Origin of the sequence: Shewanella sp. T24-MNA-CIBAN-0130 (assembly GCF_040310185.1) — a bacterium.
GTDB lineage: Bacteria > Pseudomonadota > Gammaproteobacteria > Enterobacterales > Shewanellaceae > Shewanella > Shewanella psychromarinicola.
Map to the genome: position 1 here is coordinate 57,776 of NZ_JBEOPP010000004.1, position 15,560 is coordinate 73,335.

The 15,560-nt window shown below is 42.4% G+C and carries 13 protein-coding genes; 8 read left to right on the plus strand and 5 right to left on the minus strand.

Going from position 1 to position 15,560, the window contains the following annotated elements; all coding sequences use genetic code 11:
* Positions 1-45 precede the first annotated feature (45 nt).
* The 4 genes from AAEZ02_RS02735 to AAEZ02_RS02750 all read left to right on the plus strand — a co-directional run bounded on the left by AAEZ02_RS02735 (position 46) and on the right by AAEZ02_RS02750 (position 4,337).
* Positions 46-213, plus strand: a complete 168-nt coding sequence (locus AAEZ02_RS02735; protein WP_164839396.1) for a hypothetical protein — start codon at positions 46-48, stop codon at positions 211-213.
* Positions 214-442: 229 nt separating this feature from the next.
* Positions 443-1,708: an NRAMP family divalent metal transporter gene (locus AAEZ02_RS02740; protein WP_351121812.1), complete on the plus strand. Its 1,266-nt coding sequence runs from the start codon at positions 443-445 to the stop codon at positions 1,706-1,708.
* Between the two features lie 247 nt (positions 1,709-1,955).
* The gene (locus AAEZ02_RS02745) at positions 1,956-2,420 is read left to right on the plus strand and encodes a YehS family protein (RefSeq protein WP_101032653.1); all 465 of its coding nucleotides are present in this window, start codon (positions 1,956-1,958) and stop codon (positions 2,418-2,420) included.
* A gap of 228 nt (positions 2,421-2,648) precedes the next feature.
* A complete protein-coding gene (locus AAEZ02_RS02750) occupies positions 2,649-4,337 on the plus strand; it encodes an NAD-dependent malic enzyme (RefSeq protein WP_124013599.1) in 1,689 nt (562 codons plus the stop codon).
* Between the two features lie 147 nt (positions 4,338-4,484).
* Here AAEZ02_RS02750 and AAEZ02_RS02755 read toward each other — a convergent pair whose 3' ends face one another.
* Positions 4,485-4,919, minus strand: coding sequence for a DUF3069 domain-containing protein (locus AAEZ02_RS02755; RefSeq protein WP_124013598.1), 435 nt, complete (start codon positions 4,917-4,919; stop codon positions 4,485-4,487).
* A 771-nt stretch (positions 4,920-5,690) separates the two neighbouring features.
* On the opposite strand from AAEZ02_RS02755, the gene AAEZ02_RS02760 reads away from it, so the two are divergent.
* Genes AAEZ02_RS02760 through queG form a run of 3 tightly spaced genes read left to right on the plus strand, consistent with a single transcriptional unit; the run spans position 5,691 to position 8,834 of the window.
* Positions 5,691-6,950: a tetratricopeptide repeat protein gene (locus tag AAEZ02_RS02760; RefSeq protein WP_351121815.1), complete on the plus strand. Its 1,260-nt coding sequence runs from the start codon at positions 5,691-5,693 to the stop codon at positions 6,948-6,950.
* A 23-nt stretch (positions 6,951-6,973) separates the two neighbouring features.
* Positions 6,974-7,558: a GGDEF domain-containing protein gene (locus tag AAEZ02_RS02765; protein ID WP_351121818.1), complete on the plus strand. Its 585-nt coding sequence runs from the start codon at positions 6,974-6,976 to the stop codon at positions 7,556-7,558.
* Between the two features lie 34 nt (positions 7,559-7,592).
* Positions 7,593-8,834 (plus strand): tRNA epoxyqueuosine(34) reductase QueG, encoded by a 1,242-nt coding sequence (gene queG, locus AAEZ02_RS02770; protein ID WP_502959325.1) that lies wholly within the window; start codon positions 7,593-7,595, stop codon positions 8,832-8,834.
* 12 nt (positions 8,835-8,846) lie between these two features.
* On the opposite strand, the gene AAEZ02_RS02775 is transcribed toward queG, so the two are convergent.
* Together AAEZ02_RS02775 and metE are read right to left on the minus strand one after the other, a co-directional pair.
* Complete coding sequence (locus tag AAEZ02_RS02775; RefSeq protein WP_101032658.1) at positions 8,847-9,059, minus strand: dodecin; 213 nt, start codon at positions 9,057-9,059, stop codon at positions 8,847-8,849.
* A gap of 215 nt (positions 9,060-9,274) precedes the next feature.
* Positions 9,275-11,566, minus strand: coding sequence for a 5-methyltetrahydropteroyltriglutamate--homocysteine S-methyltransferase (gene metE / locus AAEZ02_RS02780; RefSeq protein WP_351075728.1), 2,292 nt, complete (start codon positions 11,564-11,566; stop codon positions 9,275-9,277).
* Positions 11,567-11,719: 153 nt separating this feature from the next.
* Between metE and AAEZ02_RS02785 the strand changes: the two genes are divergently transcribed.
* Positions 11,720-12,625 (plus strand): LysR family transcriptional regulator, encoded by a 906-nt coding sequence (locus tag AAEZ02_RS02785; RefSeq protein WP_124013594.1) that lies wholly within the window; start codon positions 11,720-11,722, stop codon positions 12,623-12,625.
* Here AAEZ02_RS02785 and AAEZ02_RS02790 read toward each other — a convergent pair.
* Positions 12,605-13,345, minus strand: a complete 741-nt coding sequence (locus AAEZ02_RS02790; RefSeq protein WP_124013593.1) for an HDOD domain-containing protein — start codon at positions 13,343-13,345, stop codon at positions 12,605-12,607. The two genes, AAEZ02_RS02785 and AAEZ02_RS02790, sit on opposite strands and share 21 nt — an antisense overlap.
* A gap of 119 nt (positions 13,346-13,464) precedes the next feature.
* Positions 13,465-15,444 (minus strand): TonB-dependent receptor, encoded by a 1,980-nt coding sequence (locus tag AAEZ02_RS02795; RefSeq protein ID WP_124013592.1) that lies wholly within the window; start codon positions 15,442-15,444, stop codon positions 13,465-13,467.
* Positions 15,445-15,560: the final 116 nt, after the last annotated feature.

Below are 15,560 nucleotides of genomic sequence, written 5' to 3' on the forward strand. Positions count from 1 at the left end.
ATGGCTATTACATTGTTACTATCATGGTTTCCATTAAGAATTTTAGTGACAAAACGTTACATCACAAATATGAGTGCTCAATTAATCGAGCAGAAACGCATTGTGCGTGCAAACTTACTCACTAATTCTGAACATACTGATAGGGCATTTATTCAAGCGCACATGATGCACATCTTTGGCCTAGATAAACTCAGCGTAAACAAACACAATTGAATCCGCTATAAGAGCTCTAATTAACCTAACAGGTGTTATTGATGCAACGGGATTTAGAGCACAAATACGGGTACGAAAATCATTCCTAAATGGGCTAAAAAAACAACATGTCGACCACCCCTAATACGGATGCATTGCTCCTCAACTATCTACAAAAAATGCACACAAGCTTATTATCGATAAAACAGTCATTAACCGTTAAACAATCAAATTAGGTCGTTTTTTTATCATGCTAAATCAAAAAACTGCATTAGCCCTACCGTGGATGTCTCGTGTTAGCACCCTCTTTAAAGCCACAGGACCGGGAATCTTAATGGCCGCTGCCGCGATTGGCGCCTCTCATTTAGTCGCCTCAACCCGAGCGGGAGCCGAGTTTGGTTGGCAGCTTGCGTGGCTGATTTTATTAGTTAATATCGTTAAATATCCTTTCTTCGCCGCAGGCGCTCGCTACACCGCAGCAACGGATGAGAGTTTATTGCACGGCTATCATAAGCAAGGTCGTGGCTATTTAATGCTGTTTACCGGGCTTAACGTTATTGCCGCCATTGCCAGTACGGCGGGGGTATGCATGTTAACCGCGGCCATGTTAACCCAGTTTATTCCGCTATCGATTGATGTATTAGCGCTAATTGTACTGGTCAGCTCATTGGCATTATTAATTTTCGGCCACTACAAACTGCTTGATAAAATGACCAAGATCATCATGTTGGCACTTACTCTAACCACATTAGTCGCCGTAGCATTAGCCTTTAATCGGCATACAGGATTCGGGGCATCAGACGTTGCCGAATCGCCTTGGCAATGGGCTTATGTGGGCTTTTTAGTGGCGATGATGGGCTGGATGCCCGCGCCAATTGAGGTCAGTACTTGGAACTCATTATGGTTAATAGAAAAACGTAAAACCCAAACGGTGACCGCCAAGCAGGCTATTTTTGATTTTAATCTAGGCTATGTCACCACGGCATTACTGGCGATTGTATTTTTAGCGTTAGGCGCATTAGTGATGCACGGCAGCGGTGAACGATTCTCAGATTCTGGAGCCGTATTTGCCTCACAATTGATCACTCTTTACAGCCAAGTGATGGGCAATGAAAGCCGTTATTTGATTGGGATAGTGGCGTTTTTATGTATTTTTAGCACCACAGTGACGGTAATTGATGGTTATAGCCGCACACTCGATATGGGCTGGCGATTGCTGACCAATAAGCCTGCTCAACGCTCGCACCTAACGGCAATGATGCTAGCCATCAGCGCCTTAGGGTTATTACTGATTTTATTTTTTAAAGGGCCATTATTACCTTTATTAGAATTTGTGATGATATTAGCGTTCATGACTACCGTCATTTTTGCCTGGTTAAATTACCGCTTAATGACCAGCAAATCTCTAGATGCTAAACATCGTTATGGCCCCGTGATGGTGGGTTTATCGTGGATTGGTTTATTGTATTTAGTTGGTTTTGCCGGACTGTTTATTTACTGGTATCTCGCTAAATAACCTCACTAAAAGCCTAGAACGCTGCGCTGCTAGTACGCTTCGCGGCTAGAGGCTATAAAATCAACAGCCTAGCAGCGAAGCGATACTAGCAGACCGAAGGTCGCCCTAGCAGCAAAGCGACACTAGCAGGGATAGAAATCGATTGCCGTTCTAGCAGGATTAATCTGACTAATGAATGATTACCCGTTATAATAGCATTTAGTCAATTGACCTAAACCATTAATGCGCCGCCGCGCCAGAGAACCTTATGATTAACAATGATATTCTTCGCCGTATTCGCTTTGTGTTTGATTATTCAAATGCCAAGATGACTAATATTTTCAGTCAAGCCAATGTAGAAATGTCTTCAGAGCAAATTATAGCGCTGTTGAAAAAAGAGGAAGAAGAAGGTTATCAAGCATGTAATGACACATTAATGTGCCAGTTTTTAGACGGTTTGATCATTAATAACCGTGGCTTAAAGCCTGGAACAGAAGTGCCGACACCGTTAAAGCAATTGACTAATAACCTTATGTTCAAAAAATTACGCGTCGCGCTCGAAATGCGTGAAGAAGATATTATTGCCACATTAGCTTTAGCTGATTTTGCGATGACTAAATCTGAGTTAAGCGCGCTGTTCCGTAACCCTAATCATAAAAACTATAAGCCTTGTGGCGACCAAGTATTAAGAAACTTCGTCAAAGGTTTATCGATCAAACACCGCGGTAAGTAATATATAACTTGATATTGATATAATACCGTATTAATGCGTAGCTTAGGCTGCGCATTTTTGTTTCTGGGGTTTACATTAAAACAACACAATAGTGAGCGATGAATAAAAGTACTTAATAAAAATGTGATTTAACTCACTTAACCGACCACAAAAAAGAACAGACGTGATAATCTACAATTACAAAAAAAGCCCTATTCTAATAACGATCTAACACATTAAGGTTTCCCCATGGACGATAACAAACGCCCCCTCTATCTTCCTTTTGCTGGCCCAGCGATCCTTGAATCACCTCTGCTTAATAAAGGCAGTGCATTTAGTGAAGAAGAACGCGTATTTTTCAACCTTGAAGGCCTCATTCCTTGGGTTATTGAAACCATTGATGAACAAGCTTCACGTGCATACGAACAATTTAAAAGCGTCACCAATGATCTTAATAAGCACATCTATCTGCGCAATATTCAAGATACTAACGAAACCTTATTTTACCGTTTAGTGCGTAATCACATCAGCGAAATGATGCCGATTATTTACACCCCTACGGTGGGTTTAGCCTGCGAGCGTTTTTCTAAAAATTATCGTCGTAACCGCGGATTATTCATTTCATATCCAAATAAAGATCGTATTGATGATATTTTGAATAATTCCACCCGTCAGAAAGTCAAAGTCATTGTGGTCACTGACGGAGAACGTATTCTCGGCTTAGGTGACCAAGGCATTGGTGGCATGGGGATCCCGATCGGTAAATTATCGCTATACACTAGCTGTGGTGGGATCAGTCCAGCATACTGTCTTGCGGTGACCTTAGATGTGGGTACCGATAACCCACATTTACTTGAAGACCCTATGTACATGGGCTGGCGTCATCAACGAATTGGCGGCGAAGAATATACTGAATTTGTTGAAGCCTTTATGCAAGCAGTAAGTCGTCGCTGGCCTGATGCATTGATTCAGTTTGAAGATTTTGCGCAAAAAAATGCTATGCCACTACTTGAGCGTTATAAAGATCAATACTGTAGTTTCAACGATGATATTCAAGGCACTGCTGCTGTTACTGTCGGCTCACTACTGGCCGCTTGTAAAGCCGCTAATAGTAAACTTAGCGAACAACGTATTACCTTCTTAGGTGCAGGTAGTGCAGGTTGCGGAATTGCCGAAGCCATTGTGGCCACAATGGTGTCAGAAGGCATTAGTGAACTACAAGCGCGCTCACAAGTATTTATGGTCGATCGTTGGGGCTTGTTACTCGACAACATGCCTAACTTATTACCCTTCCAACAAAAGCTGACCCAACATTGCGCCACGATTGAAGCGTGGGACAACTATAGTGACAATATTTCGTTACTTGATGTGGTTAATAATGCCAAACCGACAGTATTGATTGGGGTCTCTGGCTCACCAGGCCTGTTTACTGAAGAAATCATTCGAGCAATGCACAGCCATTGTAAACGCCCTATTGTATTCCCATTATCGAATCCAACCAGCCGCGTTGAAGCAACACCAAAAGATATTATGCATTGGACATCAGGCCAGGCATTAGTGGCAACAGGCAGCCCATTTGAACCTGTGGTCATTAATGGTGAAACCTTTGAGATAGCACAGTGTAATAACAGCTTTATCTTCCCAGGTATTGGCTTAGGTGTTTTATCTTGTGGTGCAAGACGCGTGTCCGATGAAATGTTAATGGCATCAAGCCGCGCCTTAGCAGAATGTTCGCCATTAGGTAAAAATGGCATAGGTTCGCTGCTGCCACCTCTAGAAGAGATTCAATCTGTCAGTAAGTATATTGCTTTTGCCGTTGCCAAAGCGGCAATTGATCAAGGTTTAGCCTTACCTTGTACCGATGATTTGCTGCAGCAATCAATTGAAGCTAACTTTTGGGAACCTGAATATCGTCGTTACAAACGTACTTCATTCTAAGAACTGTTAAGTTTCATTGGGCACTTTAGTATTGTAAAGCGCTGATCCTTGATAGAAAAATAACTGATTTAAAAGGTTAATCGTCTTTTAAACCATAAAAAATCCCAACCTAAGTTGGGATTTTTTGTCTCTATCATCACGACGAACTTAGGCAGACATCACTTGTCTAAAGCTGTTTAATAATGGACGATCGGTACGCGCTTTTTTAAGCTTACGTAAACACTCTTTCAGTGATTGCTCAGCTAAGCGTCCAAATACACCATCATATTCGTTATTATTCATCTCTTCTTCAGACTCAGCACTATCAGCAATCTCTTGCGCTGCTCGACTTAATTGCATCCATGCATTGGCAATATAAAAACCATGAAATTCGGCTTTAGTCATCAATTTCTGTGCACTTGCTGGCAAGGCATTCCATCCATTGGTAAATGCGTTCGCTTTGTCATCCATTAACTCTTTAAACAAGCCTTCGTAAGCTTCAAGTAAGGTTTCAGGTAACTTGGCCATGGGTAATACTTTATTAGCAACGTTATACGACACTTGCTTAACCACTTGTTGATACTGTTGATCTACTGCTGTCATTGTTTATCTCTCAATTAAAATCGGCCTCTAAAATACCCAAGCCACTTCAAAATGCTCGTTTCAGACTCCCAAAGGGCAAGCCGAGAAACGACATGTTTCTGCGCAATATACAAGCTAAAAGCTACAAGCGAAAAGCCTAGAGCCTAGGACGCTACGGGGCTAGATCCTATATAATCTTGTTAGCAAGCGGTGACGAGCGATATCAATAGATGTCAAGCCAAGAGCCCAAGTGCTAGACAACTCTATCCGTCTTGTTATCGTTTCTGAAGCTTTACTAGCAGCGCAGCGACCCTAACAGGACGCAGCCCACCCTAGAACCTAGTCGCTGTAGGCGCCCTATTCCTAGACCCTTGAAATCTGGTCATTTGGGTATACAACATACGTCGCTGCATATTTAACATCACCTGACGTTGCTAAGCTTCCTTCTGCACCACAAGGTAATAATACTGACAGCATACTTAATACGATAATTTGCGTAATTCTTTGCAGTATTTCTATCTCAGTTTATCCCGAGAGGCGTCTTTATACTCGTGAAGATGACTGAATGCAAATTGGATAATATCGCCAGAGAAAATAGCAGAAAAGAGCATGTTGTCACATTATTGATAAGACAAAAATATCATTTAACCTAACTAAAAGGTTATAATTTCATCACAAGACTTTTCCCGCTGAAGTCTGTACGATTCAAGAACAGAAGCTTCATAATAATAATAAAATTGAGAAATTGTAGCCTTGTCAGTCTTAAAGTTAACTCACATTATTAGTGTCATTATGCTCGTTTTTATCATTGGATTAACCAGCATCGCTTATGCTAATCCGATAGATAATCCCCGTGCCGATGAAATTTACCAGCTATTTGACAGCGGCGGTTTTATTTCTGATAAAGAAAATCGTAAGTTACTCGACGAATATAAAAGTATACTGTCCACCGACGATATTGTTCGGCAAAAACTCTATATTCGCCTTAATTGCTGGAGTTTACCGACTAACACAACCGAGAAAATAAAAGCGGCAGTTAACTACGCTGATGAATACCTGCAGATATACAGTCAGCCAACCCCATCATTAATCGGCATTGACCTGCAATATTGCAAGGCGTGGTATCTGCACGCACAAGGGAAAAATGACAGCTTATTCGCCGACCTTGACGCGGCCATCACCAGCGCTTATCTACTTGAAGATCCGCGTTTAATTGCCGATGGCCGTAGTATTAGAGGTTCAATTCTGTCCTATTTAGGCAATTTTTCTGCGGCACTTGAGGATCTGATCACTGCGCAAAACTTATATGAGTCGCTTAATTTAACTTATTGGGCCAATGTCAATTTAGGTGACCTAGCAAATAGCTATCGCCGCTTTGGCGATGCTCAAACCGCGTTAAAATATCAAATAAAGCTCGAAAAAAATTACCTACAAAATAAACAACGTTATGAAGCCAATCTAACCAATAACCAAATAGCACTATCATTGGAGAAACTTGAACGTTACGAGGAAGCCATTGCGCGCTACCAAAAAACTCACGATTTTTGGTTAACAGAAAATCACCCGATTGCTGCTGCCGATGCATCTATTAGTATTGCTGGCAATTTCATCAACTTAAATAGACTCAACGAAGCCGATGATATTCTCCAACGGGCTCAAAAGTTGATTACACCAGATAATGATAATAGTTATAGCTACATGAATTTATTTATGGCCGAGGTGCATTACCTGCAAAATGATTACGACCAAGCCATAATCAAGATTAATAACGCTGAAAAGGCATTTAACTTTAGTAATAACATCCGTGGACTCAATCAAGCATTACAACTAAAGAGTAAAATATATCAAGCTTCCCAGCAGTGGCAACAAGCCTATGAGGCGCTGGCGTTATTTGTAGAATCTCATTTATCACTCGATAAACAAGTCTTTTCAGAACGTAATGCAGAGATGCAAGCTCGATTTAATACCAACAAAATTCAAACCGAAAATGAATGGCTTATTCAGCGTGATAAAGATAAAGAAGCGCAATTAAATATTATGCAGCGCAATTAAATATTATGCAGCGCAATGAGCAGATGCAGATCGTTATCATCATCTTAGTTGCGATTATTTTATTGATTGTGTCAATCTTCGCCTACAAGCAAGTGATAAGGAAACAACTCTTTAGACGCCTAGCACTAACCGATGAGCTCACCAAACTCGCCAATAGACGTGACACATATGCTCAAGGTAATCACTTCTTATCATCATCAAAACAATCGGGAAGACCTTTTTCGATTATTTCTTTTGATGCAGACCATTTTAAAACAGTGAATGACAAATTCGGCCATAACATGGGCGATAAAGTACTGGTAAAACTGGCGTCAATTAGCGCAAGCATGATGCGAGAAACCGATATTGTAGGTCGTGTTGGCGGTGAAGAATTTTTAATTTTATTGCCTAATATTGATAAAGCTAAAGCCATTGAAATTGCCAATCGCCTAGTGCTCACCATCGAAAAATATGATTGGTCTCAAATATCAGCCGGACTGCATCAAACCGTCAGTGCCGGTGTGGCTAGCTATAGTAACGAGGAAGACTTGTCACCCTTGTTACTCAAAGCCGACAAAGCGCTCTATTGTGCCAAAGCTGCTGGGCGAAATTGTGTTAAAGCAGCATAAACGAGTATAATTTTACCGTGTTTACTTAATAATAGTGTTTATGACTGCAACCAACCCAGCTTTAGTGCCAGATATTGGCTCTGCTAGCCACTCAATCAATGAGCCAACACCCGAGCCATGTCCGTTGACAGCGGCCCAGCTTGATGTGCTCAATCGCCAAATAAAGCTATGGGGTAAAGAGCTTGGCTTTGCCCATATTGGCGTCGCAGATATTGACTTAAGCCAACATGAGACAATATTACAAGATTGGTTAGACAAGGGTTATCACGGTGATATGGCTTATATGGCCGCGCACGGAATGATGCGCGCGCGACCCGCTGAACTGCATCCCGGAACCATTAGAGTGATTTGTGCTCGGATGGACTATCTTCCCCCTGATGCGGGTTTTGCCAGTAATTTAACCGACCCCAATCTGGGCTATATTTCTCGCTACGCCGGTGGGCGTGACTATCATAAATTAATCCGTCAACGGCTTAAAAAACTCGGTGATAAAATTAACCAGTATTGCCAACAACTCGACTTTGGCGCGACTGATTTTAGACCCTTTGTCGATTCAGCGCCTATTTTAGAGCGTCCATTAGCCGACAAAGCGGGGCTAGGCTGGACAGGAAAACACTCGTTACTGTTACATCCTGATGCGGGAAGCTGGTTTTTCCTTGGCGAGTTATTAATTAACTTACCGTTACCATTAGACATACCAATCGAAGAAGGCTGCAATACTTGTGTCGCCTGCATAAAGTCATGCCCGACCGATGCCATTGTAGCGCCCTATGTTGTCGATGCTAAGCGGTGTATCTCTTATTTAACGATTGAATTAAAAGGCGCTATCCCAGAAGAGTTTCGCCCACTAATGGGCAATCGTATTTATGGCTGTGATGACTGTCAGCTAGTGTGCCCAGTCAATGCTAAAGCACCACTGACCCAAGAGACAGATTTCCACACTCGCAGCGCCCTTATTCAACCTGATTTACTGACCTTATTTGCTTGGTCTGAAACTTATTTTCTCAGCCAAACAGAAGGCAGTGCGCTGCGCCGAATGGGCCATAAACGTTGGTTACGTAATATCGCGATTGCATTAGGTAACGCCCCTGCTAATCCAGCTATTATTACTGCATTAGAGCAACGTAAACACAGTGAAGAAGTGGATGATATGGTACTTGAACATATTGAATGGGCATTAGGACAACAAATACAAAAAGCGCCACAATCGGCGCTTTCACGTAAAACTCAACGAGTGATCAGATCAATACAAAAGGGTTTACCCAGAGACGCATAAACTAAAAAGCCCCTAAGCATTAGAGTCTAAGGTAAAACCCACTTTAACGGTTACTTGCCAATGAGCAATTAAGCCTTCTTCTAAGTGGCCACGGGTTTCGATAACTTGAAACCAGCGCAAATGTAGTAAACTTTTATTGGCTTCTGCAATCGCATTTTTGACCGCCTCATCTGAACTGATTGGTGATGACCCGACCAGTTCAATCACTTTATAAGTGTGGCTCATGATAACTCCTATTGTCAGCTGAACATCCTTACTTTTATTGTAGTCAATAATGGCCCAACTCACACATTATCGATGAAGGACCAATGAAACCACCGTTACTACACTCAGCGGTCAACAACTGAGCACTGCAACGAAGTCTGCATTAAACCGCTCAGACGACTTCAGTAAAGCGACTATTAATCAGATGGATATCTATCAGGCTTATATCATGCCAATTAAGATAAACGCCTAAGCACTTTAGCCGCTGCAATCATATTCCGCAGCGCTGGCTCAACCTCATCCCAGGTACGGGTTTTTAAACCACAATCAGGATTAACCCATAACTGTTTCACCGGCACCTTTTGCGACGCTTTAGTCATTAAGTCGACCATTTCATCAACGGTTGGAATATTCGGCGAATGAATGTCATACACACCGGGACCAATTTCATTAGGATAATGAAAATCTTCAAAGGCACTCAGTAGCTCCATACGCGAACGTGACGTCTCAATGGTGATGACATCTGCATCCATCGCCGCTATGGCATTAATGGTGTCATTAAACTCGCTGTAACACATGTGTGTATGGATTTGAGTTGCATCTTCAACACCTGCAGCCGATAACTTAAACGCATCCACCGCCCAGGTTAAATAATCTGCCCATTGGCTTTGTTTAATCGGTAAACCTTCACGAAATGCTGGCTCATCAATTTGAATAATGCCAATACCTGCGCTTTCTAAATCGACCACTTCGTCACGTACTGCTAATGCAAGTTGGTTGGCAATATCTTTACGAGGAATATCTTCACGAGCGAACGACCAATGTAAAATGGTCACCGGACCCGTTAGCATGCCTTTAACGGGCTTGTCGGTTAAGCTTTGCGCATAGGTAGCCCAGTCGACCGTCATTGGTTTTGGACGAGACACATCGCCATAAATTAACGGTGGCTTAACGCAACGAGAACCATAACTTTGCACCCAACCAAATTGAGTAAACCCAACACCGTCTAATTGTTCACCAAAATACTCCACCATGTCATTACGCTCAGCTTCGCCGTGGACTAGCACGTCGAGACCCAATTTAAGTTGACGAGAAATGGTGTCTTGAGTAACTTGCTCAAGCTGTGATCGGTAATCATTGTCATTGATTTCGCCTTTACGCCAGCGACTGCGTAACCCCCGAATGGCTGGCGTTTGCGGAAATGAACCTATGGTGGTTGTGGGTAATAATGGCAGCGCTAACTTTTGTTGTTGGGCAATGATACGGCGGGCAAATGGACTGTCACGTTCAAAATCATCAGCGGTTAACTGCGACACACGTTCAACAACCTGTTGATTAGCTGCTGCAGCTTTTGCCAAGCGGCGTTGCTGGCAACGATCAATAATCGCTTGGCTAGTTGCTGAACCTTGCCCAACGATTAATTGATAAATTTCGTTAAGTTCAAATAATTTTTGTTTCGCAAAAGCTAATTGGCCAAGTAATGGCGTAATTAATTGGCTTTCAACCTCGACATCCACAGGACAATGCAACAATGAACATGAAGGTGCAATCCACAAACGATCGCCTAACCTGGTCGCTAATTCGGTCACTTTATCAGCAATCAAATCAACATCAGCAGCCCACACATTGCGACCATTAACCACCCCAATAGAAAGTACCTGTTGACTAGAAAGCGCATTAACAAACACATCAAGCTGTTCTGGCGCGCTGACTAAATCAAGATGTAGCCCCTCAACCGGTAATGCACTCACCAATGCTTGATGATGGGCAATAGAACCGTAATAACTGGCGAGTAAAATATTTAAAGATGCTGGCTTTTGTTGCGCTAACGTTTGATAACTTTGACGAATAGCTTGCTGCCACTCATCGGTTAAGTCTGCCGCTAATACCGGTTCATCAAATTGCACCCAACTCACACCTTGGGCTGCAAAACGAGACAAAATTTGCTGATAAGCAACCAGTAACGGCGGTAATAACACCAACTTATTAAACTCAGTGAGGCTTTTAGATAAGTATAAATACGTCACTGGACCGAGCAGCACAGGTTTTGCTTGATGACCTAATTGCTGCGCTTCTGTAACATCATCAAACAGTTGGTCGTAGGCTATTTCGAACGCTTGATCAGCGCTCAATTCTGGCACTTGATAATGGTAGTTAGTATTAAAAAACTTGGTCATTTCTGCCGCACACGCATGTTGGCCGGTTTGCGAACGGCCACGAGCCACGCGAAATAAGGTGTCAATATCGACAGGGGCTTGGCTGCCATCAGCTTGAGTGACCCGATGACGAGCGGGGATCACATTTAAGGTCGCACTCAGGGTTAACACTTGGTCATAATAAGCAAAATCCCCTACAGGCAGTAATTCAACACCTGCATCTGCTTGCCACTGCCAATGGGTGCGTTTTAATTCACAGGCAACGTTTTTCAACTCCGTTAATGTGGCTTCACTGCGCCAATAGCGCTCTAAAGCAAACTTCAATTCACGCTGACGTCCTATGCGAGGAAATCCTAAACTTGAAATTTTCATACTGCTTGCCTTTTCGTTAAGCAAAAATTTATACCATTTATGCAGAAAACCTGCATAGGCGTCTGGACGTCTAGAAGTTTATTGTGTTATTCTGTTGTCAAGCAATCGAATTGATTTCATCAAATAGTTGAGCAAGATTCATGTGGAGAGAAAATGATAGAGCTTAGACACCTTCGTACCCTGATGGCGTTAAAAGAAAGTGGCAGTTTAGCGGGTGCGGCTAAAAAACGGTTTGTCACCCAGTCGGCGCTTTCTCATCAAATAAAAGAGTTAGAGACACGGATTAACTCAAGTATTTTTGTTCGTAAGAGTAAGCCGTTAACCTTTACTCATGAAGGCTCACGTCTGCTAAATTTAGCGGAAGAAATCTTACCGAAAGTGATTGCAACCGAGTCGGATCTTAAACGCGGTTTAGAGGGTGAAAGCCAACAGCTTAAGCTCGGCATTGAATGCCATAGTTGTTTTCGTTGGTTAATGCCTGTTATTGAGCAATTTAAACAACATGCGCCAGCGGCTCAAATTGATATTTCAAGTCGGCATTTATTTGATTCACTCAATGCATTGCAGACGGGGAGTTTAGACATAGTGCTAACCTCAGATCCAGTGCCGGGACACAGTGTCGCTTACCAGCATCTATTTGATTTTGAAGTTAAATTAATTGTAGCCAGTGATAACACCTTAGCGGCACAAGCGTTTGTAACGCCAGCCCAATTGGCAAAGCAAACCTTAATTAGTTACCCCGTGCCGTTAGCGCGCTTAGATATATACAAACACTTTTTAGAGCCCGCGGGTATTGAACCTGGCGAGCAAAAGCAATGTGATTTAACCTCAATGCTATTGCAGCGTGTTGCCTGTAATGACGGCATAGCAACCCTGCCAACTTGGTCTATCAGAGAAAGTCAGGGGCTGAATCTTACTGCGGTTAAATTAGGGGCAGAAGGACTAAAGCGTCCATTGTTTGGTGCTTATCGCCGCGATGCCACTAATGCAAATTTAATCCAAAAGTGGCTCGAACTTGTAGCAAATGAAGGCATAATACTACAGCGGGTTGATCAGTAATTGTCGTTTAGATAACACGCGTCGAAGCACAAGTCCTGGAGAATCAGGGTTTTGTGTTTGGCGTAAGTTATGGGCAATTAAAAATTCATCGCGTAAATCATCATCCAAACCTAATGACTCAAATGCATCAAGTGATAACTGTTGTTGTTGCTTATCAATCAGTGATTTTATTACTGTCAATGATACGGGCCGAGATAACTCAGCATTTAAATAAGCAAAAGCCGTTAGCGCAATCACCTGACCAAACACACTAAATAGTGCTAATGTTTGCATTTCATCCGCATCAATTTTAGTTCCAACACCGATTTTATTATCTTCACGTAACTGTACTATACAATCCATCGCGATCATTTCATTTAAGGCCCAATAGCCTTGGACTAATTTTTTGTACGGTTCTAAAAGCTCATCAAGCCGTTCTTTAAGATAAAACGAAAACGCATAACGATAGATGTTCACTTGGCCTAAACGGATTAAGGCATCCTTGACACTTCGGCTTTTGCTCGATATCACCCCTGCTGTTTGTGCGGTATTACTGCGCAACAACAAATGGGCTGCCAACGCAGGGTCGGCAGACACTGTGTCGATAACAACTCTAATATCAGCTTCGTTAATCAGGGCTTTTTTTAATGGAAGTAATATGCCACGACGACCAATGACCTGTTCTTCATTGCCAATAATAGCTTGAACTTGAGTAAAAACTTGTTGCTCAAGATTAGTCATATCTATCGATTACCTTTTTTAGAATAAACACGCTATAAATTAATTTAACGATATATTAAAACGAAAGCCAGTAATAGTTTACTGGCTTTTATGGGTAACTATTTATTAAGCCAAATTATCTAGAAACGATAACCCGCAGTCAGTCTAATTGAGCGACCCGTACCAGAATAATAACCACTGCCAAACGCAGAGTAATAACCGGTACCAACATAGTCTTCATCAAGTAAGTTATCAACACGTAAACTGCCATTCCAACCAGCATGAGCATAGTTTAATGCAAGGTTGGTTAGCACGTAGTGGTCTAACTTATCACCGATATTACTGTTATCGCCTTCCATGTAGCGCTCACCCGTATAAACACCTTCAACAAATGCTTGCCAATGATCGGCAAAGTCATAGCTCATGTAAGCCTTACCCGAATGCTCAGCCACCCAAGATAACGCTTTGCCGTCGTTTTCACCTTGAGTGAACTCTGCATCAATATAGTCGTACGAAGCACCTAGCAGCCAGTCATTTGATAACTGCACATCATAAGCAGTGCTCACCCCAAAACGACGAGATTGATCCGCATTAACGTTCGCGCCACCACCATAAGGGCCGTCAGTTCTTCCGCCTTCATAAACAATCTCATCTTCTAACTCAAGTTGATAAGCATTGATTTTTAACGTTTGAGTGGCGGTAGTATAGTCCCAACCCGCTTCGTAAGAGCGGCCAGTTTGTGGATCTAAACCTTGTACCGTCAGCGGCGTAAAGGCTTGTTCATCTACTTTTGCAAAGCGGAAGTTATCATTGGCACGGACATAAAAACGATTTTCACTGCTTGGGCGATAGTTAAATCCTAACTCAAATGCATGCGCGTCGTTATCGATTTCAATACGGTTAGGATAAAGTAATTGGTCGTATAAATCGTCTGTTACTTCTGAATAACGCCCCCCGACGACATAGGATAATGTCGGCGAAATAGGTACCGATGCTTGCACATAGGCGCTGCTTTGTTGTTGTTCATTATTACGTTGAATATAAAGCGTATCAAAATCGGCTTCACCTTTGCTGACATCAATACCTGCAACAAAATTTAAATCACCGCGATCTAAATGATAATTGGCGCTAGCTTTAGGTGAAAAACTCAATAATTCACGTTCAATTCGCCCTGCACCGCCGAACAACACGCTGGTCGTTAACGAGTCTGAATAGGTTAAATCCGCGCCTAAGGCCCAAATATTATTTAACTGATATTGATAACCACTTCGCAGTGCGGTGCTCATTTCATGAGAGTATTCGCCCTCAGAAAAAGCCGCGGCTTGGCGTGGATCGGCCTCATATTGTGCTAACGTGAGTGCACCCGGCGTTTTACGATCGTTATCAAAATAATTAACTTCAACATAAAAATCTTCGTTAGCGGTTTGATACTGTACCCGACCTAAAATAGATCCGGTTTCATTATCATTATTGTCGCGGTAATTGTCGCTTTCTTTATAGCTTGCCGCTAAAAAATAACGCCATGCGTCGTTAATGGAACCTGAAATATCGCCTTTAGCTTCATAGGTATCAAAACTGCCGCCACTGACTTGTAAGCCACCACTAGTTTCTGTTGGTGCCTTAGTAATGATGTTAATAACGCCGCCAACCGCTTGGTCACCATACAACACCCCTGCACTACCGGTTAAAATCTCAACCCGCTCAACTAAGTTAAGCGGAATGGATTCAATACTCGGCGCAGCAATATCAATATTATTCAATCTGCGTCCATCAACTAAAATCAGCGTGTTGTTGGCCGCTTGTGATGCAGAAAATCCGCGCATAGAAAATACGCTACCCGAATTATTATCCGACACCTGAATGCCAGACTGTCCACGTAATAAATCGGTTAAATTGGTGACTCCGCTCATTTGAATATCGGCGGCATCAATAACATTGACGTTGGCCGCAATGTTTAGTGGATTGGCAAGATTACGCCCAATGACCACAATGGTTTCATCCATGCTGATAGCTGAAGACCCGGGGGATGTATCGGTTGACTCTGCCGCAATAGCATTAACCGTTGCCACACTGAAGACAGCACTTAATAGCAGTGCAATTTTTGTTGGTTTAGTACCCATTTACCTTTAACTCCTGAAAGGAAAAATGGGGCAATAGCGCCGTAATATAGATAACCACTGTCGCCCTAATCTCCTGAAAAAAATCGTCAGAATAAGTCAACAAGCAGTATCACATC

Excerpts from the sequence above, each read along its gene's own strand:
- AAEZ02_RS02740 (WP_351121812.1), top strand. The coding sequence starts at position 443 with ATGCTAAATCAAAAAACTGCATTAGCCCTACCGTGGATGTCTCGTGTT.
- AAEZ02_RS02755 (WP_124013598.1), bottom strand. The coding sequence starts at position 4,919 with ATGACAGCAGTAGATCAACAGTATCAACAAGTGGTTAAGCAAGTGTCG.
- AAEZ02_RS02790 (WP_124013593.1), bottom strand. The coding sequence starts at position 13,345 with ATGACTAATCTTGAGCAACAAGTTTTTACTCAAGTTCAAGCTATTATT.
- AAEZ02_RS02795 (WP_124013592.1), bottom strand. The coding sequence starts at position 15,444 with ATGGGTACTAAACCAACAAAAATTGCACTGCTATTAAGTGCTGTCTTC.
- AAEZ02_RS02775 (WP_101032658.1), bottom strand. The coding sequence starts at position 9,059 with ATGAGCCACACTTATAAAGTGATTGAACTGGTCGGGTCATCACCAATC.
- AAEZ02_RS02765 (WP_351121818.1), top strand. The coding sequence starts at position 6,974 with ATGCAGATCGTTATCATCATCTTAGTTGCGATTATTTTATTGATTGTG.
- AAEZ02_RS02750 (WP_124013599.1), top strand. The coding sequence starts at position 2,649 with ATGGACGATAACAAACGCCCCCTCTATCTTCCTTTTGCTGGCCCAGCG.
- AAEZ02_RS02760 (WP_351121815.1), top strand. The coding sequence starts at position 5,691 with ATGCTCGTTTTTATCATTGGATTAACCAGCATCGCTTATGCTAATCCG.
- metE (WP_351075728.1), bottom strand. The coding sequence starts at position 11,566 with ATGAAAATTTCAAGTTTAGGATTTCCTCGCATAGGACGTCAGCGTGAA.
- AAEZ02_RS02745 (WP_101032653.1), top strand. The coding sequence starts at position 1,956 with ATGATTAACAATGATATTCTTCGCCGTATTCGCTTTGTGTTTGATTAT.
- AAEZ02_RS02785 (WP_124013594.1), top strand. The coding sequence starts at position 11,720 with ATGATAGAGCTTAGACACCTTCGTACCCTGATGGCGTTAAAAGAAAGT.